Here is a 25016-nt window from a genome sequence, read left to right as displayed (position 1 = left end):
TGCAAAGATGAACGCGCGTTCACGTGAGCGCGCGGATCGACCGTAGCTCGGGGGACTTGACAGCGACGACCACGAGTAACGGACCGCGACGACGATAGGGCGTGAAGATGAACAAAAGACTGCCCCGGCATTGCCGGGGCAGTCTTTTGATGACGAATCCGATGGGGGCTTGTCAGCCCTTCATCAGCTCCTCAGCCTTGCGCTCCAGGTCCTCGAGACCGCCGCACATGAAGAACGCCTGCTCGGGGAAGTGGTCGTACTCACCCTCGCTGATCTTGCGGAACGCCTCGATGGTCTCCTTGATCGGGACCGTCGAACCCGGCACGCCGGTGAACTGCTCCGCAGCGTAGGTGTTCTGCGAGAGGAAGCGCTCGATCCGCCGTGCGCGCTGCACGGTGATCTTGTCTTCCTCGGAGAGCTCCTCGATGCCGAGGATGGCGATGATGTCCTGCAGGTCGCGGTAGCGCTGCAGGATCCGCTTCACCTCGGTGGCGACCTGGAAGTGCTCCTGGCCGACGAACTCCGGGGCGAGAATCCGGGACGAGGACGCCAGCGGGTCCACGGCCGGGTAGATGCCCTTGTCGGAGATCGACCGCTCCAGGTTGGTGGTCGCGTCCAGGTGGGCGAACGTGGTGGCCGGGGCGGGGTCGGTGTAGTCGTCCGCCGGCACGTAGATCGCCTGCATGGAGGTGATGGCCTGGCCCCGGACGGACGTGATCCGCTCCTGGAGCTCGCCCATCTCGTCGGCCAGGGTCGGCTGGTAACCCACCGCGCTCGGCATGCGGCCGAGCAGGGTGGAGACCTCCGAGCCGGCCTGGGTGAAGCGGAAGATGTTGTCGATGAAGAGCAGCACCTCCTGCTTCTTCACGTCGCGGAAGTACTCCGCCATGGTCAGCGCGGAGAGCGCCACCCGCAGACGGGTGCCCGGCGGCTCGTCCATCTGGCCGTAGACCAGCGCGGTCTTGTCGATGACGCCGGACTCGGTCATCTCGGCGATGAGGTCGTTGCCCTCACGGGTGCGCTCACCCACGCCGGCGAACACCGAGGTACCACCGAAGTTGCGGGCAACCCGGGTGATCATCTCCTGGATGAGCACCGTCTTGCCCACGCCCGCGCCGCCGAACAGGCCGATCTTGCCGCCCTTGACGTACGGGGCGAGCAGGTCGATGACCTTGATGCCGGTCTCCAGCATCTCCGTCTTCGGCTCCAGGTCGGCGAAGGCCGGGGCCTTACGGTGGATGCCCCACCGGTCGTCGGCCTGGATCGTCTCGCCCTCGGTGAGGTTGAGGCACTCGCCGATCGCGTTGAACACGTGGCCCTTGACCGCGTCGCCCACCGGAACGGTGATCGGCTCGCCGCGGTCCTGCACCTCCGCGCCACGGACCAGACCGTCCGTCGGCTGCATCGAGATGGCGCGGACCAGGTTGTCACCCAGGTGCTGGGCGACCTCCAGGGTCAGCGTCTTCTCACCGCCGGACAGGTTCACCTTGACGTTCAGAGCGTTGAAAAGGGCCGGCATGGCGTCGCGCGGGAACTCGGCGTCGACGACCGGGCCGATGACCCGGACCACGCGACCCGTGGCCGTCTTGGTCTCTACTGGGGCAGTCATCACACTTCACTTCCCGACGCGGCCAGCGCGTTGGCGCCGCCGACGATCTCGCTGATCTCCTGGGTGATCCCGGCCTGCCGGGCCGAGTTCATCTCACGCGTGTACTTGTCGATCATCTCTTCGGCATTGTCGGTGGCGCTCTTCATCGCCCGCCGACGCGACGCCGACTCACTCGCCGCCGACTCGATCAACGCCGCGTAGATCCGCGTGTTGATGTACCTCGGCAGCAGCGCGTCGAGCAGCGCCTCCGCCTCCGGCTCGAACTCGTACGCCGGCAGCAGCCCCTCGGAGCGCGGCCGGTCCTCCACCTGCATCGGACCGATGACCTTGGTGACCGGGGTCTGCGTCATCAGCGAGTGGAACTCGGTGTAGACGATGTGCAACTCGTCGACACCCAGCACACCGTCCGCGCCGGCACCACCGTCGAGGTCATCCGCACCGGCCGTGAACGCCTTGATCAGCGTCTCACCCACGGTACGGGCGTCCTCGAACGACGGCTGCTCGCTGAACCCGGTCCAGTTCGCCTCGATCGGCCGGTCGCGGAACCGGTAATACCCGACGCCCTTACGCCCGATGACGTAGAGCACCGGCTCCTTGCCGTCCGACTTGAGCCGCGCGATCAGCGACTCGGCCATCCTGATCGCGTTCGAGCTGTAACCACCGGCCAGGCCACGGTCGCTGGTGACCAACAGGACGCCCGCCCGCCGCACCCGCTCGCGCGGGGTGAGCAGCGGGTGGTCGATCCGCGCGTTGGACGCCAGCGCCGTGAGCACACCGGTGATGGCCTGGGCGTACGGCAGGGACGCCTGCACCCGGGCCTGGGCCTTGGCGATCCGGCTCGTCGCCACGAGCTCCATCGCCTTGGTGATCTTCTTCATCGACTTCGCCGAGCGGATCCGTTGACGAAGAACGCGAACCTGGGCCGCCATCAGATCAGCTCTCGGCCGGGCGGTCGGTCGAGCCGTCGCGGAAGCGGGTCACCGTCTCGCGGTTCTCGTCGCCCTCGAGCGGCGCGGCCGGCGCGTCGTTGACCTTGCGCTCGTCGGCCTTGCCGAGGAAGACCTGCTTGAACTCGGTGATCGCCGCCTCCAGGGAGCCGATGATGTCATCGTTCCACTGGTTGTCGGCGATCCCGGCCAGCACACCCTCGTGCTTGTGCCGCAGGTACTGGAGGAACTCCGCCTCGAAGCGCCGGACCTCACCCACCGGGATGTCGTCCAGCTTGCCCTCGACGCCGGCCCAGACCGAGACGACCTCCTGCTCGACCGGGAACGGCGAGTAGTTCGGCTGCTTGAGCAGCTCGACGAGGCGGACACCACGGTCCAGCTGCGCCCGGGAGGCGCGGTCCAGGTCGGAGGCGAAGGCGGCGAAGGCCTCCAGCTCGCGGTACTGGGCCAGGTTGAGCCGCAGCGAGCCGGCGACCTTACGCATCGGCTTCACCTGCGCGGCGCCACCGACCCGGGAGACCGAGGTACCGACGTTGATGGCCGGACGGACGCCCTGGTTGAACAGGTCCGTCTCCAGGAAGATCTGGCCGTCGGTGATCGAGATGACGTTGGTCGGGATGAAGGCCGAGATGTCGTTGGCCTTCGTCTCGATGATCGGCAGACCGGTCATCGAGCCGCCACCCAGCTCGTCGGAGAGCTTCGCGCAACGCTCCAGCAGGCGGGAGTGCAGGTAGAAGACGTCACCCGGGTACGCCTCACGGCCCGGCGGGCGACGCAGCAGCAGCGACACGGCCCGGTACGCCTCGGCCTGCTTGCTCAGGTCGTCGAAGACGATCAGGACGTGCTTGCCGCCGTACATCCAGTGCTGCCCGATGGACGAGCCGGTGTACGGGGCCAGGTACTTGAAGCCGGCCGGGTCGGAGGCCGGGGAGGCGACGATGGTGGTGTACTCCATCGCGCCCGCCTCCTCCAGCTGCCCCTTGATCGAGGCGATCGTGGAGGCCTTCTGGCCGATGGCGACGTAGATGCAGCGGACCTGCTTCTTCGGGTCGCCGGTACGCCAGTTGTCCCGCTGGTTGAGGATGGCGTCCAGGGCGACCGTGGTCTTGCCGGTCTTCCGGTCACCGATGATCAGCTGCCGCTGACCCCGACCGATCGGGGTCATGGCGTCGATCGCCTTGATGCCGGTCTGCAGCGGCTCGAACACCGACTGGCGGGACATCACGTTCGGAGCCTGCAGCTCCAGCTCGCGGAAGCCCTCGTTGGCGATGTCGCCGAGCCCATCGATCGGCTGGCCGAGGGCGTCGACCACGCGGCCGAGGAAGGCGTCGCCCACCGGAACGGACAGCACCCGCTCGGTGCGCTTGACGCGCTGCCCCTCCTCCAGCTTGGCGGAGTCACCGAGAACGACGACACCGATCTCCCGGACGTCGAGGTTCAACGCCACGCCGAGCGTGCCGTCCTCGAACTCCAGGAGCTCGTTGGTCATGGTCGAGGGCAGGCCCTCGACGTGGGCGATGCCGTCGCCGGTGTCGGCGACGGTGCCGACCTCCTCGCGGGAGACGTCGGACGAGTAGGAAGAGACGTAGCGCTCCAGGGCGCCGCGGATCTCCTCCGTCGAGATGGTCAGCTCGGCCATCCTCTGCTTCCTTAAAATTCAGGGGCCCGGGATACCTAGTACCGACCGGTCCGAATGGCGTCTGTCATTCCGGGCGCTGTACGGCCGAACCGCCCCAACGCTGGGCGGCGTAGCCGCTCAGCCGCTGGGCGGCGAAGCCGTTCAGCGCTTCGCGAGCGCGTTGCGGGTCTCGTTGAGGCGGCGCAGGATGGTGCCGTCGTACAGGTCGGACCCGACCCGCACGCTCACGCCACCCAGGACGTGGGGGTCGACCGTCTGCTTGACGGAGACCTCTCGACCGTATATCGCGCTGAGGCTCGCACCCAGCCGACGCTCGTCCTCGTCACTCAACGGGGCCGCGACGGTCACATACGCCACCTGCCGGTCGCGCCGCTCGGCGGCGAGCTCCACCAGCCGGGTGAGCGCCCCGGTGAAGGAGCGTCCCCCGAACCCGCCCAACGCCACCTCGACGAGGCGGACGGTGACCGGGCGGGCCTTGTCGGCGAGCAGCTCGCGAGCCAGGGTGGCCCGCTGCTCGACCGGGGCGACCGGGTCGGCCAGCGTGTTGCTCAACGCCGACTGACCCGACACGACCTGGCCGAAGCGGAACAGCTCGTCCTCGACCTCGCCCAGCTCGCCGGCCTTGTCGGCACTGGCGAGCAGTGCCTCCACGCCGAGGCGCTCGGCGCCGTCGAGCAACTCCGACGGTGCCGACCAACGGCCGGAAACCAGCACCACGAGCAGGTCAAGTGCGTCGGCGCCGATCCGACCGCCCAGCATGTCGCCGAGCAGGGCACCCCGGTCCTCGCCGGAGCGGGCCGGCTCGGACAGCGCCCGCCGCAGCCGCGGCTCGCGCCGCAGCAGGGCCGCCACGGAGAGGATGGCGTCGGCGGTGGAGGTCACCGCCGACGGCTCCGCGCCGCGGACGTACGCGTCGAGGCGCTCGGCCGCGACCTTGTACGACTCCCGGCTGGCGGCCTGCATCAGCGGGCCCCCGTGCTCTCGAGGCCGCTCAGGAACCGGTCGACGGTGCCCTTGCGCCGCGCCTCGTCGGCCAGCGACTCACCGACGATCTTGCTGGCCAGGTCCACCGCGATGGTGCCGACCTCGGCACGCAGCTCACGCACGATGGTGGCCCGCTCGGCGGCGAGCTGGTCCTTGCCGGCCTGGATGACCCGGTCGGACTCTTCCCGCGCCTTGGCGAGGATGTCCTGCCGGATGCCCTCGGCGTCGGCCCGAGCGTCGTCACGGATCTTGGCGGCGTCGGTCCGGGCCTCGGCGAGTTGGGCACGGTACTGCTCGAGCAGCTGGTTCGCCTCGGCCTGGGCGGCCTCGGCGCGCTTGATGCCGCCCTCGATCGCGTCGACCCGAGCCTGGAACGTCTGCTCCATGCGCGGGAAGACGAACTTCATCAGCACGAAGCAGAGCACGGCGAAGGCGACCGAACCAACCACGATCTCCTGCCAGAGCGGGATGATCGGGTTGTGGGTCGACTCACCACCCTCAGCGGCGAGGAAAAGCATGGTTACCTCCCGGTCTAGGGGCGGGATCAGCCGGCCCAGATGAAGCCGAAGGCGATGCCCAGCAGCGCCAGCGCCTCGATGACGGCGAAGCCGATCCAGACGTACGGCAGGGTCATCCGCGACGACTCCGGCTGGCGGGCGGTCGACTGGATGTAGGCGGCGAAGACCAGGCCAACGCCGATGCCCGGGCCGATGGCCGCGAGGCCGTAGCCGATGGCGGCGGTGCTGCCCTCTACGGCGGCGAGAACGCTAGCGTCCATTGGTGTGGTTCCTCCTGGTTATCACGCGTGACTCTCACGCGGGACGACAACGGTTGGTGCGGTGGATCAGTGCTCGTCGGCGAGCGCGCCCTGCACGTAGCTGGCGGTGAGGACGGTGAAGACGTATGCCTGCAGGCAGATCACCAGGAACTCCAGGAAGGTGAGCGCGATGGTCATCACCCAGGAGAGCACCGAGACCGGGGCCAGCCAGGCGTTGGCGCTCAGCATCGCGAAACCGCCGAGCGTGAAGACCAGCAGGAGCATGTGACCGGCGAACATGTTCGCGAAGAGACGAACCGCGAGCGAGAACGGCCGGACGATGAAGGTCGAGAACAGCTCGATCGGGATCAGCAGCGGCAGGATGTACCACGGTGCCGGCGGGATCAGCGAGTTCTTGAAATACTTGACGAAGCCGTGCTTCTTGATGCCGATGTAGTTGAACAGCACGTAGCTGATGATCGCGAGGATCGCCGGGAAGGCGATGTGCGAGTTCGGCGAGATCTGGAAGAACGGGATGATCGCGAACGCGTTCGTCAGCAGCACGAAGCAGAAGAGCGTCGTGAAGTAGGGGGCGAACCGCACACCCGCGTGCCCGATCATGTCGACCGCGATGTTGTTGCGCACAAAGCCGTAGATCGACTCGGCGAACCACTGCTTCTTGGTCGGCACCAACTGCGGGTTCCGGTAGGTCGCCAGGAAGAAGATGATCAGGACGCCGACCGCGATCCAGACCATCGCCGTGATCTTGGTGAACCAGATTGAGTCGTGGTCATTCCACGGCAGGATGCTGGGCAGGTAGAAGTCGTCCACCGTGGGTGGGAATGCCGCCTGGCCCGCTGCCAGAACGTTCGCCTGTCCGAACACCGCGTCCCTTCCTAAGTAGGCGTGCCGAGTCGGCGGACGACCAGGATGATGCCCCCAGCCATGCCGAGCACGACGCCGATCCCGGTGGCGACGCCGCCGGTGTGGAGCCACTGGTCAATCAGCCAGCCGATGAAACCCCACACGAGCATCCCTCCGATGAGGTAGCTGAGCGCGGTCCAACCCTGACCGGCACCGGACGGAATGTCGTCCGGTTCACCGGCGGGACGGGGGGTTTGGTCACCAGCCATGACGGGGCGAACGATATCAGCCGGGAAGACGAGGCTGTGCCTCACCCCCCGCACAACCGTCGTTGTGTGGGCATCTCGGAGGCGCCGTCGTCTGTGGGCACGCTACTCCCCTTCCGCCCGTCGGTGAATGACCGGAGGCCGACACATTGCCGCGCGTCCGAAAGCTGGGACGACCGGCCGATCGCCAGGTCAGCCCCGCGACCGACGGGCGTGCACCGTGGTCAGCCACCAGATGTGCACCGCTGTCCACACTGCCACCCCGGCGACGATGCCGAGGCAGAGCGGGACCAACCCGGGCCAACCGGTCGACGCCACCGCCACCATCACGACACCCAACAGGGTGAACTTCAGCGCGTACAGGCCCAGACCGAGCGGCAGCACCAACTGCGGGTTGATCTGGTCGGCCCAGGCCAGCACCACGGTCGTGAGGGTGTAGCTGAGCACCGTGACGCCCACGCCGGCCACCGCGCCGAACGCGGCGGTCACGCCGCCGGTCGCCCCACCCACCACCGCGGCGACCGCGGCGAGGGCCACCGACGCGACCAGCAACACCGGCAGGTGCCGCAACCGCCACCGCCGGTCCGTGTCGGCCGCGACCACCCCGGGCTCAGCCACGGGGGTACGCCGGGAACGCGGTGACCAGCTCGGTCACCTCGGCACCGATGCGGGCCAGGTCGTCGGCGCCGCCCGGGGCGCCCGGATCGACCCGTACCGCACGGGCGATCAGGGTGGCCACCTGCCGCAGCTCCCCTTCCCGCATGCCCTGGGTGGTGACGCTCGGCGTGCCCACCCGGATGCCGGAGGCCACCATCGGCGGCTGCGGGTCGTACGGGATCGCGTTCTTGTTCAGGGTGATCGCCGCGGCGCCGCAGCGGGCCTCCGCCTCGGTGCCGGTCACGCCCAGCTCGCGCAGGTCGATCAGGGCGAGGTGGGTGTCGGTGCCGCCGGACACCGGGCGCATCCCCTCGGCGGCCAGGCCGGCGGCGAGCGCCTGCGCGTTGCGGACCACCTGCCCGGCGTACGTCTGGAACTCCGGCTGGGCGGCCTCGCGCAGCGCGACCGCCTTCGCCGCGACCGAGTGCATCAACGGGCCGCCCTGGGTGAACGGGAAGACCGCCTTGTCGATCCGCTGGGCCAGCGACTCCCGGCACAGGATCATGCCGCCGCGCGGGCCGCGCAGCACCTTGTGGGTGGTGGCGCAGACGACGTCGGCGTACGGCACCGGGGACGGGATCGCCCGGCCGGCGACCAGGCCGATGAAGTGCGCCGCGTCCACCATCAGGTACGCGCCGACCTCGTCGGCGATCTCCCGGAAGCGGGCGAAGTCGATCAGCCGGGGATACGCCGTGGCGCCACAAATGATCATCTTGGGGCGGTGCGCACGGGCCAGGTCCCGGACCTCGTCGTAGTCGATCAACTCGGTGTCCGGACGGACCGTGTAACCGACCGGGCGGAACCACTTACCGGAGAAGTTCACCCGACTGCCGTGGGTGAGGTGCCCCCCGTGCGGCAGGTCCATCGCCAGGACCGTGTCCCCCGGCTGCACCAGCGCGGCGTACGCGGCCAGGTTGGCGTTCGCCCCGGAGTGCGGCTGGAGGTTGGCGTGCTCCGCGCCGAACAGCTCCTTCGCGCGGGCGATGCCGATCTCCTCGGCCCGGTCGACCTCCGCGCAGCCGCCGTAGTAGCGCCGGCCCGGATAGCCCTCGGCGTACTTGTTGGTCAGCGTCGACCCGAGCGCCGCGAGCACCGCCGGCGAGGTCAGATTCTCGCTGGCGATCAGCTGGAGACCACCCCGCAGCCGATCCAACTCGCCGAGGACCACCCCGGCGATCTCCGGGTCGGTGGCCCTGAGCTGGGCGAAATCCGGCCCCCAGAAGGTGCTCGTGTCGGTGTCCACAGCGAACGAGTCTAGGTGGCCGCACACTGGGAGCCGTGAGATGCCTCGTCACCGGTGCGACCGGATACATCGGCGGGCGGCTGACGCCGCTGCTGCTCGCCGACGGGCACACCGTCCGCTGCCTGGCCCGCAAGGCCGTACGCCTGCGCGACGTGCCCTGGGCCTCGGCGGCCGAGATCGTCGAGGGCGACCTCAGCCGACCCGAGACACTGCCCGCCGCGTTCGCCGACGTGGACGTCGCCTACTTCCTGGTGCACTCCCTTGGCCGGCCCGACTTCGAGGCGGCCGACCGCACCGCGGCGACCAATTTCGCCGAGGCGGCCCGCGCGGCCGGCGTACGCCGGATCATCTACCTGGGTGGCCCGGAGCCGGCCTCCGACGCGGAGGTCCCCTCGCCGCACCTGCGCTCCCGCGCCGAGGTCGGGCGGATCCTGCTGGCCAGCGGGGTGCCCACGGCGGTGCTGCGGGCCGCGGTGATCATCGGCTCCGGTTCGGCGTCGTTCGAGATGCTGCGATACCTGACCGAGCGCCTGCCCGCCATGATCACCCCGCGCTGGGTACGGAACCGGATCCAGCCGATCGCGGTCCGCGACGTGCTGCGCTACCTGGCCGGCTGCGCCACGCTCCCGCCGGAGGTCAACCGGGGCTTCGACATCGGCGGGCCCGACGTGCTCACCTTCCGCGAGATGATGCAGCGCTACGCCCGGGTGGCCGGGCTGCGCCGACGGATCATCGTGCCGGTCCGGCCGCTCACCCCGTCGCTCTCCTCGCACTGGGTCGGCCTCATCACCCCGGTGCCGAACGCCATCGCCCGTCCGCTGGTGGAGAGCCTCATCCACGAGGCCGTCGCACACGAACACGACATCGCCCGGTACGTACCGGACCCGCCGGGCGGGTTGACCGGTTTCGACGACGCGGTGGCGCTGGCGCTGGCCAAGGTGCGCGACGCGCAGGTGGAGACCCGCTGGTCGACCGCGAGCGGCCCGGACGCCCCCGCCGAACCGCTGCCCACCGACCCGGACTGGTCCGGTGGCACCACGTACACCGACACCCGCGAGCGGGCCGTGGACGCGTCACCGGCGGCGCTCTGGCGGGTCATCGAGGGCGTCGGCGGCGAACACGGCTGGTACTCGTTCCCCCTCGCCTGGTCGGTCCGCGGCTGGCTGGACCGGCTCGTCGGCGGTGTGGGGCTGCGCCGGGGCCGACGCGACCCGCACCACCTCCAGGTCGGCGAGGCCCTGGACTTCTGGCGGGTCGAGGAGATCGTCCCCGGTGAGCTGCTGCGCCTGCGCGCCGAGATGCGGCTGCCCGGCCGGGCCTGGCTGGAGATGCGGGCCCTGCCGACCGACGACGGCCGCAGCCGCTACCAGCAACGCGCCGTCTTCCTGCCCCGCGGCCTGGCCGGGCACGCCTACTGGGGGTCGGTGGCCCCGTTCCACGCGGTGGTCTTCGGCGGAATGGCCCGCAACATAGCCCGCAACGCCGAACAAACCCCCTAACCCACCCCAAGCCCCCGCCCTTCCCTCCCTCCCCGCCCTTCCCTCCCCGCCCGCCCCGCCCGCCCCGCCCGCCCCGCCCGCCCGCCCGCCCGCCCGCCCGCGTCGATCATGCAGTTGTGGTGCCTCACAAAAGGGGCGGTCAAGGAGCTAGCACCCACCACAACTCCATGATCGACTGGGTTGGGGGGCGGGCCCCGAGGAGGTTTGGTCAGTTTCCGGAGCGGGGTTCGGTCTGCTGGAAGGCGGTTCGTTCGCTCGGGGGGACGAAGTCACGGACCGGTTGGTCGCGCAGCGCGACGGCGAGCACCTCGCCGACCGCGTCGACCATCCGCGACTGCACCGCCTGACCGACCGCGTCGCGGGGATCGTCGGGGTTCGCCGCCATCGAGGCGACCGCGAGCTGCGGGGTGAAGGCCACGACCGTCTCCGTCTCGTACCGCTCCGAACTACCGGTCTTGCCGGCCACCGGTCGGCCGAGCTTGGCGCGCAGCGTGGGGGCGGTGGCGCCGTCGCAACGCCCGTACATCGACTGGTCGCCGACCGGGCAGCGGGCCGCGTCGGTGGCCGCCCGGGCCACGTCGGCGTCGAGCACCTGCCGGCAGTCCGGCTTGGCGGCGTCGACCGGACGGCCGCCCGAGTCGGTGATCGAGACGACCGGCAGCGGCGCGCACCAGGTCCCCTCGGCCGCCACCGTGGCGTACGCCGTCGCCAGGTCCAGCGGCGTCGTCGCGGCCACGCCCAGGGTGAACGGACCCCAGTTCTTCGCGCCGTAGCGGGCGAGCTGGGCATCGGAGTCGGCGCGCAGCACGATGCCGAGCCGTTCGGCCATCTCCACCACCCGATCGGCACCCACCCGCTCGGTGAGCCAGGCGAAGTAGGTGTTCACCGAGCGGCCGAACGCGGTCCACATGGTGCGCGGGCCGTCCATCGACGAAGGGCTGGCGTTCGCCGGGCACCAGCGGCCGTCGCAGCTGCCCGCGCCGGTCACCGGGAAGCGGGTGAGCAGTTGGGTGGGCGCGACGAAGTCCGTCGACAGCGGCATGCCGGACTCCAGCGCGGCGAGCATGGTGAAGAGCTTGAACGTCGACCCACCCTGGTACCCCTCGATCGCCCCGCCGCCGGCGACGAGCTGGTTCACCGTGTTCGGGTGGTTCTTCTGCCCGACCGGGTTGTCCTCGACGCTGTAGTTGCGGTTCACCGACATGGCCAGCACCCGGCCGGTGCCGGGCTGGACGACCACGGTCGGCACCGCCCGCGCCTCGGTGGGCCGGTAGATCCGCAGAACCTGCTCGGTGGTGGTCCGCTGCACCGCCGGGTCCAGCGAGGAGACGATGGAGAACCCGCCCCGGCGCAGCGTGCGTTGCCGCTCGTCGGCGGTGGATCCGAACGCCGGCTGGCTGCTCCACCACCGGGTGAACCAGTCGCAGAAGAAGCCCCAGTCGTTGTGCCCGTCGGGCACCGCCGTGCAGTCGTTCGGGGTCTCGCTGGGCCGCAGCTGCAACGGCTCGGCCCGGGCCGCCGCCGCCGCTTCCGCCGACACCTGGCCTGTCTCGACCAGCTGCTCCAGCACGTACGTCCGGCGGTTCAGCGCGCTGTCGGCGTCGCCGTTGATCGGGTCGTCGCTGTCCGGTGAGCGGACCAGGCCGGCCAGCAGCGCCGCCTGGGCCAGGGTCAGCTCGGCGGGGCTTCGGGAGAAGTAGCGCTTGCTGGCCGCCGCGATGCCGTACGCGCCGGCCCCGAAGTAGGCGATGTTCAGGTAGCGGGTGAGGATCTCCTCCTTGTTCAGCTCCCGTTCCATCGCCAGGGCGTACCGCATCTCCTGGAGCTTGCGGGCGGTGGTGACCTCGGTGGCCGCCCGGCGCTGCCGCTCGGTCAGCCGGGGGTCGCTGCTGAGCACGTTGCGGACGTACTGCATGGTCAGCGTGGAGGCGCCCTGCCGGGTCTGACCGTCGCGCCTGTTCACGGTGAACGCGCGCACCACACCCCGCAGGTCCACCCCGCTGTGCTGGTAGAACCGGACGTCCTCGGCGGCCACGATCGCCTGGCGCATCACCGGCGCCACCTCGCGCAGCGGCACGTCCCACCGGTCCTCCTGGTAGAAGGAGGTGATCAGGGTGGTGCCGTCGTTGGCGTAGAGGTTGGAGCGCTGCGCGGTGGGTGGCGTCCGCAGGGTGTTCGGCAGCTCCGAGTAGGGCGTGGACAGGGCGCTGAAGCCGATCCCGAAGACCAGGGCCGCGGGCAGGGCGGCCGCGGCCAGCGCCAACCCGGCCAGTACGCCGGCGATCACCACGGTCAGCAGTTTGTCGAGATGGGCCCGGATCATCAGCTCTCCCCGCAGGAGCCGGTCACGCTAGGACCCGTTCAGAATGACCCGGAACGCCCCTTTCGCCCCCGGTTTTCACCAAACCCGGAGGAAACTCGCACGGCGCTCAGGGCAGCAGCGCGCCGACCAGCGGGTGAACCGTCTCCTCGATCTCGTCGGCGACCCGGCTGAAGCACTGGTCACCACGACCCCACGGATCGTCCAGATCGTCCGTCGGCAGCGCCGAGGTACCCAGCCGGGCGTCCTGCGCCGCCGCCACCAGGGCCACACCCCGGGCGTACACCGCCTCCGGGGTCGCCTCGGCGGCCGGCAGCGCGCCGGCGTCCACCGCCGCGAGCAACCGGCCGAACTCGCCCAGCACGAACGTGCGGGCCGCCGCGTCCGGACGCAGCGCCACCACGTACTCCTGCTGGTCGGCCGTCGCGGTCAGCACCAGGTCGGCGGCGTCGATGTGGTCCGAGCGCAGCTTGCGCGCGGCGAAGCCCTCGACGTCCCCGCCCCGCCCGATGACCTGACGCGCCGCCGGCGGGTTCATCTCCTCGCCCGCATGCCAACCACCGGTGCCGGCACTGTGGCTGTGCAGCAGCTCCTCGGCGCGGGCCGGGTCCTGCTCACGCCGGGCCAACCGCTCCCGCACGGCGAGGGCGAGCAGCCGCTCGGCCATCGGCGAACGGCAGATGTTGCCCATACAGACGTGCAGCACGGTGAACGGGGGCACTCAGACCCCCTGGCGGTCGACGAGATCCGGAACCACGTCGCGCAGCTTCTCCAGCGGAATCGCGCCGGCCCGCAGCAACTGCGGCACCTCGCCGGTCAGGTCCACGATCGTGCTGGGCACCGGGTCCGGGCAGGGCCCGGCCTCCAGGTATGCCCGCACCGAGTAGCTGAGCTGGTCGCGCGCCTCCTCGGCGGTCACCGCGGCGGGCTGGCCCGTCTTGTTGGCCGACGACACCGCCATCGGGCCGGTCTCCCGCAGCACCTCCAGCGCCACCGGGTGCAGCGGCATCCGGACCGCCACCGTGCCCGTCTTGTCGCCCAGGTCCCATTGCAGGCTCGGCGAGTGCTCGACCACGATCGTCAACGCACCCGGCCAGAACGCCTCCACCAGGTCCCGTGCGGCCGTGGGCAGCGAGAAGACCAACCCGTCCAGGGTGTGCCGGGAACCGATCAGCACCGGCGGCGGCATCTGCCGGTCCCGGCCCTTCGCGTCCAGCAGCGCCTTGACCGCGTACGGGGTGAACGCGTCCGCGCCGATCCCGTAGACGGTGTCCGTCGGGAGGACGACCAGTTCGCCGTTCTTGACCGCCTCGATGGCCGCAGCGATGCCGCGGTCCCGATCAGCGGGCGACCGGCAGTCGTAGAGCATCACGAGGAGTCAGTCTGCCACGCCGCCCCAGCGGGGGGGTGCCGGCCGTCCGCCCGTCGGGACGCGGTGGCGTACCGGGGGCGCCCGGTGAGGTCCAGATGCTCCGCGACGGCGACGAACCGGCCGTCCGTGACGAGCAGTTCGGGCACCACGACGCCGTGCGTGTCGTCGTGCTCGACGCCCACCACCCCGTCGGGGCGCAGCAACGCCGCGGCCCGGGTGATCACCGGCCGGATCACCGCGAGGCCGTCCGCCCCACCGAAGACCGCCTCCGTGGGGTCGTGCCCGGCCACCTCGGGCGGCACCACCACCTCGACCGGCACGTAGGGCGGGTTGCAGAGCAGCACGTCCACCCGGCCGACCAGGTCCGCCAGCAGGTCCGCGGCGGTGACATCCGCCTCCACCACCTCGATCGGCCGGTCCCCCGCGGCGGCCCGCTCCGCCGCGTTGCGCCGCAGCCAGTCCAGCGCCGCCCCGGACCGCTCCACCGCCACCACCCGCGCCCCGGGCAGCTCCTGCGCGACCGCCAGCGCGATGGCGCCGGAGCCGCTGCACAGATCCACCACCAGCGGATCGGGCCGGCTCCGGGCCTGTTCGACACCCCACCCGGCCAGCAGCTCCGTCTCGGGCCGGGGCACGAAGACGCCCGGACCGACCGCCAACTCCAGGTGCCGGAAGCCGGCCCGGCCGGTCAGGTGCTGCAGCGGCTCCCGGTCGGCGCGACGGCGGACCAGGTCGTCGAGCCGCGCCAGGTCGTCGGCGCCCAGGTCGTCGGCGAGCGCCAGCCGACCCCGGGGCACCCCCAGCACGTACGCCGCCAGCAGCTCGGCCTCCACGCGGGCCGGGCCCACCCCGGCGGCGGCGAGCGTCCGGGCCGCGCGGGCCACCGCGGCGGACGGACGGAGCCTCCCTGTCCCTTCGGGGGGGTGTTGCGGCAGAGTGGTCACCGCATAATCATGATGCGTCGCGGGTGGCGTGACGAACGGGTGCGTCGAGACGCACACGACGGGAGGTTGGCGGGTGGGCTGGCTCGACCGGGTCGATGACCAGGTTGACACCCTCACGCACGCGCGGGCTTTGCAGGAAGCAAGTCGCTCCGCCGAGTCGTACGCGCTGCTGGAACGGGTGATCCGCACCACCACCGACCCGGCGGCGCGGGCGGACGCCATGGTGCAGCGCCTCTCCGCGCTGATCAATCTCGGTCGGACGGCGGAGTTCACCCGCGCCATCGAGGAGGCGTCGGCGGCGGTCCGCGACCTCGCCGAGCCCTACCTGCACGGGCACCTCAACGCCTTGGCCGCGCTCGCCGCACACCACCAGGGCGCCCTGGACCGCTGCGTCACCCACCTGGTGAAGGCCGCCCGGGCGTTGAGCGCCGTGGAGGACCCGGACCGGGACACCGCCTGGGGCTGGCACGACCTCGCCATGGCCTACAGCTACCTCAGCTTCCACGGGTACGCCCTCGGCGCGATCGAACGCGCCCGGCAGTTGGGCCTGAGCGCCGGCATCCCCGAGGAGACGTTCGCGGCCCCGGGCATCCGGCTGCGCAACGCCGTGGCGCTGGACCACAACGGCGACAGTGACGGCTGCCTGCGGGTGCTCCGTGACGTCGCGGCCGACCTGGCCCGGTTCGTGCACACCGGCCGCGCCGGCCGGCTGCGCCCGAGCAGCCTCGCCGCGTACGGGTACGCGGCGGCCCGGCAGGCCGCGCTCGGCGACCGGGTGGAGCCGACCGTCGACACCGACCCGTCCCGACTGCTCAAGAACGGCGGGGACAGCGCCCGGACCCGGGACATGCGGCAGCTCGGGCAGGTCTGCCTGGCCGTCGCCGCCGGACGGCCCATCGAGGCGGTCGCCCGGCTGGACACCATCCTGGTCTCCACCGAGACGCTCGGCACGGCCGAGCCGGCCCGGCTGCGCAGCATCGCGCTGGCCCGCGCCGGGGACCACGTGGCCGCCCACCGGGCCGACCGGCTGGCGTTCCGGCTCGCCGCGCAACGCAACGACCGGCTGCGCGACGTCTACATCGACGGCATCGCGGCCCGGATCGACCACGAGGAGATGCGCCGCGAGGCGGCCCGGTACGAGGGCGAGGCGCTGACCGACCCGCTCACCGGCCTGCCCAACCGGCGGCGCCTTGAGCGGTACATCACCGCCGTGGTCACCCGCGGCGAGCGGGTGGTGATCGGCGTCTGCGACCTGGACGGGTTCAAGGCGGTCAACACCCGGCACGGGCACCACTCCGGCGACCTGGTCCTGCAACGCATCGCCGGGGTGATCAACCGGGTGATGCGCCGGGGGGACTTCGTGGCCCGCTACGGCGGTGACGAGTTCGTCGTGGTGCTGCCCGACACCGGCATGGCCGAGGCCGTCGAGGTGGCCCGCCGGATCGAGGCGGCGGTCCACGCCGAGGACTGGGAGTCGCTGGTGCCGGGCACCCCGGTCGGGGTCAGCATCGGCTTCGCCGAGGTCTCCGGCGGCGGTGGGCTGCGCGACGCGCTCAGCGTCGCGTTCGAGGAGGCCGACCGGGAGATGCTGCGCGCCAAGTCGCGGCCCCGCGCGAGCTGAACCGCCGGCCGGACCGGCCGACGACAGCGGGGTCAGCGGCGGGTCAGCTCGGTGTCGCCGGCCAGGCGGGCGGCGCGGTCGGCCTCGGTCAGGGCGTCCAGGACGCCGTCCAGCTCGCCGGCCAGCGCCAGGTCCAGGTTGTACGCGGTGTAGCCGATCCGGTGGTCGGTGATCCGGTTCTGCGGGAAGTTGTAGGTGCGGATCCGCTCCGAACGGTCCACCGTGCGCACCTGCGCCTTGCGGGCGTCCGAGGCGGCGGCGTCGGCCTGCTCCTGGGCGGCCGCGAGCAGCCGGGCCCGCAGGATGCGCATGGCCTGCTCCCGGTTCTGCAACTGGGACTTCTCGTTCTGACAGGAGACGACGATGCCGGTCGGCAGGTGGGTGATCCGCACCGCCGAGTCGGTGGTGTTCACCGACTGCCCGCCCGGGCCGGACGAACGGAACACGTCGATCCGCAGGTCGTTCTGGTCAATCGTGACGTCGACGTCCTCGGCCTCGGGCAGCACCAGCACACCGGCGGCGCTGGTGTGGATCCGGCCCTGCGACTCGGTGACCGGGACGCGCTGCACCCGGTGCACGCCGCCCTCCCACTTGAGCCGCGACCAGACGCCGTTGCCGCCCTCCGGCACACCCTTGGTCTTGATCGACAGCGACACGTCCTTGACCCCGCCCAGGTCCGAATCCTGTGCGTCGATCACCTCGGTGACCCAGCCGTGGCGCTCCGCGTACCGGGAGTACATCCGCAGCAGGTCACCGGCGAAGAGCGCGGACTCCTCGCCGCCCTCCCCCGCCTTGATCTCGACGATCACGTCCTTGGCGTCGTGCGGGTCACGCGGGATGAGCAACTCGGCGAGACGCTCCTCCAGGGCCGGCAGGGACGCCGCGATCGACTCCGCCTCGCCGGCGAAGGACGGATCCTCGGCGGCCAACTCGCGTGCCGCGGCCAGGTCGGCGCGCGCCTGCTCCAGCTCGTCGGCGGCCTTGTGCAGCGGCACCAGCTCGGCGTACCGACGGCCGACCCGGCGCGCGGTGGCCTGGTCGGCGTGGATCGCCGGGTCCGCCAGCCGCTTCTCCAGCTCGGCGTACTCGTCGAGGAGGCCGGCCAGACGCTCGCTGCTCATGCTGGGGTTGCTCCTTCGACGGTGCGGCACCGGGCCGGCACGGAGGCCGGCCGGCGGGCGGAAACAGGCGAAACGCGGACGGCGCCCGCGTCCGGCGGTAAACCGGACGCGGGCGCCGAACGAGGAGTTACTTGGCCTTCTTCGCCTGAACCTTGGCGTACTTCTGCTGGAACTTCGCGACCCGGCCGGCGGTGTCGAGAACGCGCTGCTTACCGGTGTAGAACGGGTGGCAGGCGCTGCAGGTCTCGACGTGGATCGCCCCGCCCTTGGCGGTGCTGCGGGTCGTGAACGTGTTGCCACAGGAGCAGCTGACCTCGGTGGTCGTGTACTCCGGGTGGATGTTTGCCTTCATCTCGCCTCGGTCCTCTCGTTGGTGGTCGCCGGGTCGCCGTCACCGCCCGTCGCGCCGTACGCGACGGGCTCGGGCGTGAACCGGAACCGGTGGCCGATTGACCAGTGTGCCATGGGCCTGAGCCGACCCGGCAATCGGGCCACACACCTCGTCCGGCATCGTCAACACGTGCCCACCCGTCCGCATTCCCGCCGCCGGCCGACGCATTCGCCCGCTCCGCGAGCCACCGCCACGTACCCCGCCGGGGGTACGCCGGGCCGGCCCGAGGTACGCCGATGACCCGCCTGATCGCCACCCGAGGGCTGCCCGCCTCAGGCAAGACCACCTTCGCCCGTACGCTCCAGCCGTCCGTGCTGCGGGTCAACCGGGACGACCTGCGCCGGATGCTGCACGGCGAGCGGCTGTTCACCCAGTGGGCCGAGGCGCAGGTGACCGTCGTGCAGCGGGCCCAGGTCGAGGCACTGCTGAGGGCTCGGGCGGACGTCTGCGTGGACGACACCAACCTGCGCGCCCGGACACTGCGGGGCTGGGCCGATCTGGCCGCCCGACACGGCGCGGATTTCGAGGTGCACGACTTCACCGACGTACCGCTGGAGGAGTGCCTGCGCCGCGACGCGGCCCGTCCGGTGGCCGACCAGGTCGGCGCGGACGCGATCCGTCGGCTGCACGAGCGGTACCTCGAGGGGCGCACGCTGCCGCTGCCGGTGCCGCAGGCCCGCACCGGAGGGCCCGCCACCGCCCATCCGCCGTCGACCGAGCCGCCGGAGATCGTCCTGGTGGACATCGACGGCACCGTCGCGCTGGCCGTGTCCCGCAGCCCGTACGACATGACCCGGGTGGGCCAGGACGCGCCGAACCCGGCGGTGATCGCCGCCGTCCGGGCCATGCACGCCGCCGGGTACGGGGTGGTCTTCTGCTCCGGGCGGGACGCCTCCGCCCGCACGGCCACCGAGGCGTGGCTGGCCCGACACGTCCGCGTTCCCTACCTCGGCCTGCACCTGCGGGCGGTCGACGACACCCGCCGGGACTCGATCGTCAAGCGGGAGATCTACGACCGGGAGATCCGCGACCGCTACCGGGTGGTGGGCGTCTTCGACGACCGCGTCCAGGTGGTGCAGATGTGGCGGTCCCTCGGCCTGACCGTCTTCCAGGTGGCCGACGGCGACTTCTGAAGTGGACGGTGCGACATGCCGAAGGGGCACGGCCGCGGTGGCCGTGCCCCTTCGTCGTCGGTCAACCGGAAAGCGTCACTCCCCCGGCGTCGACTTCGCGATCTGCATCAGGAACTCGATGTTGGTGCGGGACTGCTTGAGCCGGTCCAGCAGGAGATCCATCGCGGCCTGCGAGTCCAGCGAGTGCAGCACCTTCCGGAGCTTGTGGATGATGGCCAGCTCCTCGGGTGCGAGCAGGACCTCTTCCTTACGCGTACCGGACGGGTTGATGTCGATGGCCGGGAAGGTGCGCTTGTCGGCGATCTTCCGGTCCAGCTTCAGCTCCGCGTTACCGGTGCCCTTGAACTCCTCGAAGATGACCGTGTCCGCCATGGACCCGGTCTCCACCAGCGCCGTGGCGATGATGGTCAGCGAGCCGCCGTTCTCGATGTTGCGGGCCGCTCCGAGGAAGCGCTTCGGCGGGTAGAGCGCGGTGGAGTCGATACCACCCGACATGATCCGGCCGCTGGCCGGCGCCGCCAGGTTGTACGACCGACCGAGCCGGGTCACCGAGTCGAGCAGCACGACCACGTCGTGGCCCAGCTCGACCAGACGCTTCGCCCGCTCGATCGCCAGCTCGGCAACCGTGGTGTGGTCCTGCGGCGGACGGTCGAACGTGGCCGCGATGACCTCGCCCTTGATCGACCGCTGCATGTCGGTGACCTCTTCGGGCCGCTCGTCCACCAGCACCACCATCAGGTGGCACTCCGGGTTGTTGCGGGTGATCGCGTTGGCGATCGCCTGCAGCACCATCGTCTTACCCGCCTTGGGCGGAGACTGGATGAGCGCTCGCTGGCCCTTGCCGATCGGCATGACCAGGTCGATGACCCGCGTGGTCAGGATGTGCGGCTCGGTCTCCAGCCGCAGGCGCTCCTGCGGGTAGAGCGGCGTGAGCTTGTAGAACTCGGGCCGACGCCGCGCCTCCTCCGGCTCCATCCCGTTGATCGTGTCCAGCCGCATCAGCGGGTTGTACTTGTCCCGCCGCTGATCGCCGCTGTTGCCGCCCTCGCGGGCCGCGCGCACCGCGCCGGTGATCGCGTCACCGCGGCGCAGGCCGTACTTCTTGATCTGGGACATCGAGACGTACACGTCGTTCGGGCCGGCCAGGTAGCCGGTCGTCCGGACGAAGGCGTAGTTGTCGAGCACGTCGATGATGCCGGCCACCGGGACGAGCACGTCGTCCTCGCTGACCTGCGGCTCACGCCCACCGGTGTCGCCACCGGTCTCGGTGCGCTCGCCACGCCCACGGCGACGGTCGCGGAAACGGCTGCGCCGGCCGCGCCGACCGCCGCCCTCGCCGTCGTCGTCGTCGTTGTCCCGCTCGGCGCGCTGACCACGGTCGTTGCGGTCGTTTCGGTCGCCCCGGTCGTTGCGGTCGCCCCGGTCGTTGCGCTCGGCACGGTCGCCGCGGTCGTTGCGCTCGGCACGGTCACCACGGTCGGCACGCTCGCCCCGGTCGTTGCGCTCGGCACGCTCACCACGGTCGGCACGCTCGCCCCGGTCGTTGCGCTCGGCACGCTCACCACGGTCGGCACGCTCGCCACGGTCGCTGCGCTCGGCACGCTCACCACGGTCGGCACGCTCGCCCCGGTCGGCACGCTCCGGACGCTCGGCCCGATCCCGGCGATTCTCGCCCCGGTCGGTCCGCTCGGCGGTCTCGACCTCGTCGGTACGCGCCTCGCTGCTACGCGCCTCCGTGGCGCGAGCCTCGGTGCCACGAGCCTCGGTGTTACGAGCCTCCGCCGTGGCGGTGCGGCTGCGCCGGGTACGACCCCGGCCCTCGGTCTCGGCGGCCGGCTCGGCCGGCGCCTGGTCGGCGCTGCGGCCTTCGGCTGCCGGCCGGTCGGCGGTCTCCCGCACCTCGGCGCGCACCCCCTCCCGGGTCGGAGCGGCCGCAGCCGCGACCTCGGCCCGCGGTCGAGGGGTCCCGGCAGCGTTGCCGCCCTGCCGCTCGGAGATCGCGGCGATCAGCTCGCCCTTGCGCATGCGAGCCGTGCCGGAGATGCCGAGCGACGCGGCCAGGCTCTGCAGCTCTGGCAGCAGCATCGCCGACAGACCGGTGCCGCTACGCCGACGACGGGCGGGAGCGGCGGTGGTGGCATCGCCAGCGACGTTGGAAACATCCGACGTCACGTCGGTGGTGTCGCTCAATGGATTCCTTCCCTCGATAAGGCCGGGACTGCCCGGAGTCGGAACTCAGGTGGCCGGGCGGCCTCGGTGCACCCGCCTCGCAAGGACGCGTCGCGGGAGTCTGTGACACAGCAGCCGGTCGGTATCCCGACTCACCAGAGCTCGGTGAGCAGGTCTCGCCGTCTGCGGCGACCTGTGGAAACTGCGGTGCGGCGTGGGCCTTGGCAGGGGTGACGGGCTGACCGCCGAGAGCTTCGGGGGTGCGCCGCCCCGCAGGAGATCGCGTGCTTCGCGGCTGTGCTAGGTCTAGAGCGTAATCAACTCTTCCGACCTGCGGCAACAGGGTCCCGCTCGGCGTGTCCAAGTCTACCCCGGGCAACCCGCGCGCCGCTGACGTCTATCGGTAACTTCCAGAACTGCCAGTCTGTTCCCAGGGGGAAGCCCGCCGGGGGGTCGGTGAGCGCGAGCACGGTCGGCCCGGCCCCACTGACCACAGCCGCCACTCCGGCCTCTCGCAGCGCGTTGACCAGGGAAGATGTGGCCGGCATCCCGGCCGCGCGGTAGCTCTGGTGCAGTCGGTCAACGGTGGCCGGCAGCAGCAGCGACGGGTCCGTGGTGAGCGCGTGCACGAGCAGCGCCGCCCGTCCGGCGGTCAACGCGGCGTCGCCGTGCGGCACGGTGGCCGGCAACGCGGCCCGTGCGGTCGCGGTCAATCCACGCTCGGCCGGCACGAAAAGAGATGGTCGCACCCCCTCGGCGACCGGCAGGGACACCGCGCGGGCACCGGCCGGCTCGGACCAGGCCAGCGTGAAACCGCCCAGCAGGCAGGGGGCGACGTTGTCGGGATGACCCTCGATCTCGGCGGTCAGCCGGAGCACGCCGGCGGTGTCCAACCGTTGGCTCCCGTCGACGACCAGCGCGCGGGCCAGCAGCACACCGGCGACGATCGCGGCGGACGAGGAGCCCAGCCCACGCGCCTGCGGGATCCGGTTGACGCACTCCACGCTCAGCCCCGTGGGTTGCGCGCCCAGCACGTCGAAGGCGGCCCGCATGGCCCGCACCACCAGGTGACGGTCGTCGTCGGGCAACTCGCCGGCGCCCTGCCCGGTCACCGTCACCCGGACCCCACCCGACGCGACCTCGGCCGCCAGGTCGTCGTACAGGCCCAGGGCGAGGCCCAGCGCGTCGAAGCCCGGGCCCAGGTTGGCGCTGGTCGCGGGAACCCGGACCCGGACCGGCCCGGCGGTGAAGTTCGTCGGCACGCGCTCATGCTAGGGGTCGGCACCGACGATCCGGTCCCGCGCCCGCAGCTTGGGACCGGCCGGGTCAGCCGGCCCGGTCCGGGACCGGCTCGGTGCTCGGGTCGGTGAGCGAGAGCCGGCGCGTGGCGATCCGCCAGCCCACCGCGTACACGAGGGTGACCAGACCGCAGCCGGCGAGCACCACCCGCTCGTCCACCACGTCCACGACCAGGGCCACCGCCAGCTGGCTCACGGAGATGGCCAGCGTCGCGAGCATCATGTCGGTGGCGAACACACGACCACGCAGCCGGTCCGGCACCTCGCCCTGCAGGGCGAAGTTCGACATCACCCAGTTGCTGCCGCCGGCGAAGTGCGCCACGAAGACCAGCAGCAGCACCAGCGGGAACCACCGGACCACCGACGTGCCCAGGTAGGACAGGCCGTAGAGCGACATGGACAGCGCGAGCCCGGGCAGCAGCCAGGACCGGTTGGTCAGCACCCTCCGCATCAGGATGGGCCCGACCAGCGCACCCGCACCGCGGACCGCGAAGAGCAGGCCGGCGCCCAGCGGGCCCACGCCGTAGACGCCGGCGAGCAGCGGGAACACGGTCAGCACCCCGTTGCCCAGCCCGACCGCCGACTTCACCGTGACCAGCGCCAGCACCCGTGGCCGGTGGCCGATGTAGCCGAGCGCCTCGCGGACCGCCGCCCACGTTCGCTGGACCGGCAGGTCGGCGTCGCGCGGCGCCTGCAACGGCCGGCGTATCCGCGTGGCCAGGCCCGCCGCCAGCGCCAGGCCCACCGCCGCCACCCAGAAGCAGGCGTACGGGCCGGCGGCCGCGCTGAGCACGCCGCCGAGCGAGGCGCCCACCACCGTCATGGTGCCCCAGGCCGAGCCGGCCACGGCGTTCCCGGCGGCGAGCTCGTGCGGCTCCAGGACGTTGGGCAACGCGGCCTGGGCGGCCGGCGAGTAGAACGCCTTGGCGACCGCGACGACGCCGATCGCCACCAGCGCCAGCCAGGCCGTGCCGCGGCTCTGGACGCCGAGCAGCAGCAGCACGCCCGCCAGCGCGGCCACGTTCGCGCCGATCATGATCTTCCGGCGGTCGAACCGGTCGGCGATCGTGCCGGTGTACGGCAGCAGCAACGCCACGATGCCGGTGTCCACGGCGAGCACCAGCGCGCCCCACACGCCACTGCCGGTCAGGTGCGGCAGCAGCACCAGCAGCGGCACCATGACGAACCAGTCGGCGCCGAAGACCACCAGCTCGGCGAGGAAGAGATTGCGGAAGCTCCGATTGCCGGTAAGGACCGAGAGGGTGGACGCCACGGAGCGCGACCCTACCCGGTCCGCGTCGGGGCCACGCATGCTCCCAGCAGCGCCGAGACGGTCACGAAGGTGTAGCCGCGCGCCCGCAGCCCGTTGATCATGTCGGGTAGGCCGCGCAGGGCGACCAGACGTCGCGGCTGACCCACGTCGTGCCCGAGCACGATCGCCCCGGGTCGGACGTCGGCCACGATCCGCCGGGCGTGACCGGCCGGGTCGTCCGGGTACTCACGCTCCACCATCTGCAACGACCAGAGCACCAGCCGACAGTCCAGTCGTGCCGCCGCGTGCAGCACCGCCCCGCCCAGGTGGCCGTACGGCGGGCGGACCAGCCGGGGCGGAGCGCCGGTCACCTCGGCGATCACGTCGTGGCTGCGCCTCAGGTCGTCGTACGCCGCCGCGGCGTCCATCTGGGCCAGGTCCCGGTGCTGCCAACTGTGGTTGCCCACCTCGTGCTCGGTGAGTCGGCCGCGTACGACGTCGGCGTGCCGCCGGACCTGCGCGCCGACCATGAAGAAGGTGGCCGGCACCCGGTGCTCGGCGAGGGTGTCCAGCACCATCGGCGTCCACTGTGGTGCCGGCCCGTCGTCGAAGGTGAGCGCGACCAGCCGCCGCGTGGTCATTCCCGACCAGACGACCGGCAGTACGCCGGAGCCGACGTCCTGCGGCCCGTTGCCGAGGGTGGCGCTGGCCGGGCCGCCACCGAGGGGCAGCCGGCGGTGGGTGAACCACATGTCGGTGGCTCCCACACCGGCGGCCATCCCGGTCGCCACCAGGGCAGCGCCGCGCAGCAGATCGCGCCGGGACCACCCGTGCGCGATCTCGGTCATCTGCCCGCCTCGCTCGCCGACACTTCTGACATCTACTAGGAGTATGCAAGAGATGACGCAAAGTACCGGCTCGGTCGTTCGA

22 protein-coding genes and 1 pseudogene are annotated in these 25016 nt (G+C 71.5%); 3 read left to right on the top strand and 20 right to left on the bottom strand.

The genetic code is table 11. From position 1 onward, the window contains the following. Positions 1-172: 172 nt before the first annotated feature. The 10 genes from atpD to glyA all read right to left on the bottom strand — a co-directional run bounded on the left by atpD (position 173) and on the right by glyA (position 8966). Positions 173-1609: a F0F1 ATP synthase subunit beta gene (gene atpD / locus O7620_RS31120; protein ID WP_139582683.1), complete on the bottom strand. Its 1437-nt coding sequence runs from the start codon at positions 1607-1609 to the stop codon at positions 173-175. After that, the gene (locus O7620_RS31115; protein WP_151491387.1) at positions 1609-2538 is read right to left on the bottom strand and encodes a F0F1 ATP synthase subunit gamma; all 930 of its coding nucleotides are present in this window, start codon (positions 2536-2538) and stop codon (positions 1609-1611) included. The genes atpD and O7620_RS31115 overlap by 1 nt, the downstream gene beginning before the upstream one ends. Positions 2539-2542: 4 nt before the next feature. Beyond that, complete coding sequence (atpA, locus tag O7620_RS31110) at positions 2543-4195, bottom strand: F0F1 ATP synthase subunit alpha (protein ID WP_151491386.1); 1653 nt, start codon at positions 4193-4195, stop codon at positions 2543-2545. A gap of 141 nt (positions 4196-4336) precedes the next feature. Continuing rightward, positions 4337-5158, bottom strand: a complete 822-nt coding sequence (locus O7620_RS31105; protein ID WP_151491385.1) for a F0F1 ATP synthase subunit delta — start codon at positions 5156-5158, stop codon at positions 4337-4339. Next, complete coding sequence (locus tag O7620_RS31100) at positions 5158-5697, bottom strand: F0F1 ATP synthase subunit B (protein ID WP_151491384.1); 540 nt, start codon at positions 5695-5697, stop codon at positions 5158-5160. The genes O7620_RS31105 and O7620_RS31100 overlap by 1 nt, the downstream gene beginning before the upstream one ends. Before the next feature lie 26 nt (positions 5698-5723). Next, entirely contained in the window at positions 5724-5957 is a 234-nt protein-coding gene (locus tag O7620_RS31095) for an ATP synthase F0 subunit C (RefSeq protein ID WP_030488047.1), read from the bottom strand. Positions 5958-6023: 66 nt separating this feature from the next. Beyond that, positions 6024-6821, bottom strand: a complete 798-nt coding sequence (atpB, locus tag O7620_RS31090) for a F0F1 ATP synthase subunit A (protein ID WP_151491383.1) — start codon at positions 6819-6821, stop codon at positions 6024-6026. 11 nt (positions 6822-6832) lie between these two features. Next, on the bottom strand, positions 6833-7069 hold the full coding sequence (locus O7620_RS31085; RefSeq protein ID WP_278126723.1) for an AtpZ/AtpI family protein: 237 nt from the start codon (positions 7067-7069) through the stop codon (positions 6833-6835). Positions 7070-7258: 189 nt separating this feature from the next. Then, on the bottom strand, positions 7259-7684 hold the full coding sequence (locus tag O7620_RS31080; RefSeq protein WP_278126721.1) for a hypothetical protein: 426 nt from the start codon (positions 7682-7684) through the stop codon (positions 7259-7261). Further along, entirely contained in the window at positions 7677-8966 is a 1290-nt protein-coding gene (gene glyA / locus O7620_RS31075) for a serine hydroxymethyltransferase (protein WP_192580373.1), read from the bottom strand. The genes O7620_RS31080 and glyA overlap by 8 nt, the downstream gene beginning before the upstream one ends. Before the next feature lie 35 nt (positions 8967-9001). Here glyA and O7620_RS31070 point away from each other — a divergent pair, with 35 nt between their 5' ends. Continuing rightward, the gene (locus O7620_RS31070) at positions 9002-10465 is read left to right on the top strand and encodes an SDR family oxidoreductase (RefSeq protein WP_278126719.1); all 1464 of its coding nucleotides are present in this window, start codon (positions 9002-9004) and stop codon (positions 10463-10465) included. Between the two features lie 208 nt (positions 10466-10673). Here the strand turns inward: O7620_RS31070 and O7620_RS31065 are convergent, their stop codons facing one another. From O7620_RS31065 to prmC, 4 genes and pseudogenes are all read right to left on the bottom strand, one after another. Further along, positions 10674-12788 (bottom strand): transglycosylase domain-containing protein, encoded by a 2115-nt coding sequence (locus O7620_RS31065; protein ID WP_278126718.1) that lies wholly within the window; start codon positions 12786-12788, stop codon positions 10674-10676. A 106-nt stretch (positions 12789-12894) separates the two neighbouring features. Continuing rightward, positions 12895-13506 (bottom strand): phosphotyrosine protein phosphatase, encoded by a 612-nt coding sequence (locus O7620_RS31060; RefSeq protein WP_278126717.1) that lies wholly within the window; start codon positions 13504-13506, stop codon positions 12895-12897. Continuing rightward, a pseudogene (locus tag O7620_RS31055) lies at positions 13507-14163 on the bottom strand (L-threonylcarbamoyladenylate synthase); the annotation flags it as partial. Then, entirely contained in the window at positions 14154-15101 is a 948-nt protein-coding gene (gene prmC / locus O7620_RS31050; RefSeq protein WP_278126716.1) for a peptide chain release factor N(5)-glutamine methyltransferase, read from the bottom strand. The pseudogene O7620_RS31055 and the gene prmC, both read right to left, overlap by 10 nt. 73 nt (positions 15102-15174) lie before the next feature. Between prmC and O7620_RS31045 the strand changes: the two genes are divergently transcribed. Then, positions 15175-16722 (top strand): GGDEF domain-containing protein, encoded by a 1548-nt coding sequence (locus O7620_RS31045; RefSeq protein ID WP_151490450.1) that lies wholly within the window; start codon positions 15175-15177, stop codon positions 16720-16722. A gap of 32 nt (positions 16723-16754) precedes the next feature. On the opposite strand, the gene prfA is transcribed toward O7620_RS31045, so the two are convergent. Then, a complete protein-coding gene (prfA, locus tag O7620_RS31040) occupies positions 16755-17843 on the bottom strand; it encodes a peptide chain release factor 1 (protein ID WP_151490451.1) in 1089 nt (362 codons plus the stop codon). Between the two features lie 127 nt (positions 17844-17970). Then, on the bottom strand, positions 17971-18195 hold the full coding sequence (gene rpmE / locus O7620_RS31035) for a 50S ribosomal protein L31 (RefSeq protein WP_088987870.1): 225 nt from the start codon (positions 18193-18195) through the stop codon (positions 17971-17973). Between the two features lie 275 nt (positions 18196-18470). On the opposite strand from rpmE, the gene O7620_RS31030 reads away from it, so the two are divergent. Then, positions 18471-19367, top strand: a complete 897-nt coding sequence (locus O7620_RS31030; protein ID WP_278126711.1) for an AAA family ATPase — start codon at positions 18471-18473, stop codon at positions 19365-19367. A 75-nt stretch (positions 19368-19442) separates the two neighbouring features. Here the strand turns inward: O7620_RS31030 and rho are convergent, their stop codons facing one another. From rho to O7620_RS31010, 4 genes are all read right to left on the bottom strand, one after another. After that, on the bottom strand, positions 19443-21557 hold the full coding sequence (gene rho, locus O7620_RS31025) for a transcription termination factor Rho (protein ID WP_278126709.1): 2115 nt from the start codon (positions 21555-21557) through the stop codon (positions 19443-19445). Between the two features lie 296 nt (positions 21558-21853). Then, positions 21854-22798 (bottom strand): homoserine kinase, encoded by a 945-nt coding sequence (gene thrB / locus O7620_RS31020; RefSeq protein ID WP_278126707.1) that lies wholly within the window; start codon positions 22796-22798, stop codon positions 21854-21856. A gap of 64 nt (positions 22799-22862) precedes the next feature. Beyond that, a complete protein-coding gene (locus O7620_RS31015) occupies positions 22863-24107 on the bottom strand; it encodes an MFS transporter (protein ID WP_278126706.1) in 1245 nt (414 codons plus the stop codon). Positions 24108-24118: 11 nt separating this feature from the next. Beyond that, entirely contained in the window at positions 24119-24934 is an 816-nt protein-coding gene (locus tag O7620_RS31010) for a polysaccharide deacetylase family protein (RefSeq protein ID WP_278126703.1), read from the bottom strand. Positions 24935-25016: the final 82 nt, after the last annotated feature.

The organism is Micromonospora sp. WMMD710, from assembly GCF_029626045.1.
GTDB lineage: Bacteria > Actinomycetota > Actinomycetes > Mycobacteriales > Micromonosporaceae > Micromonospora.
Note: the sequence above shows the minus strand (reverse complement) of the source record. Positions and strands in the feature narration are given on the sequence as shown.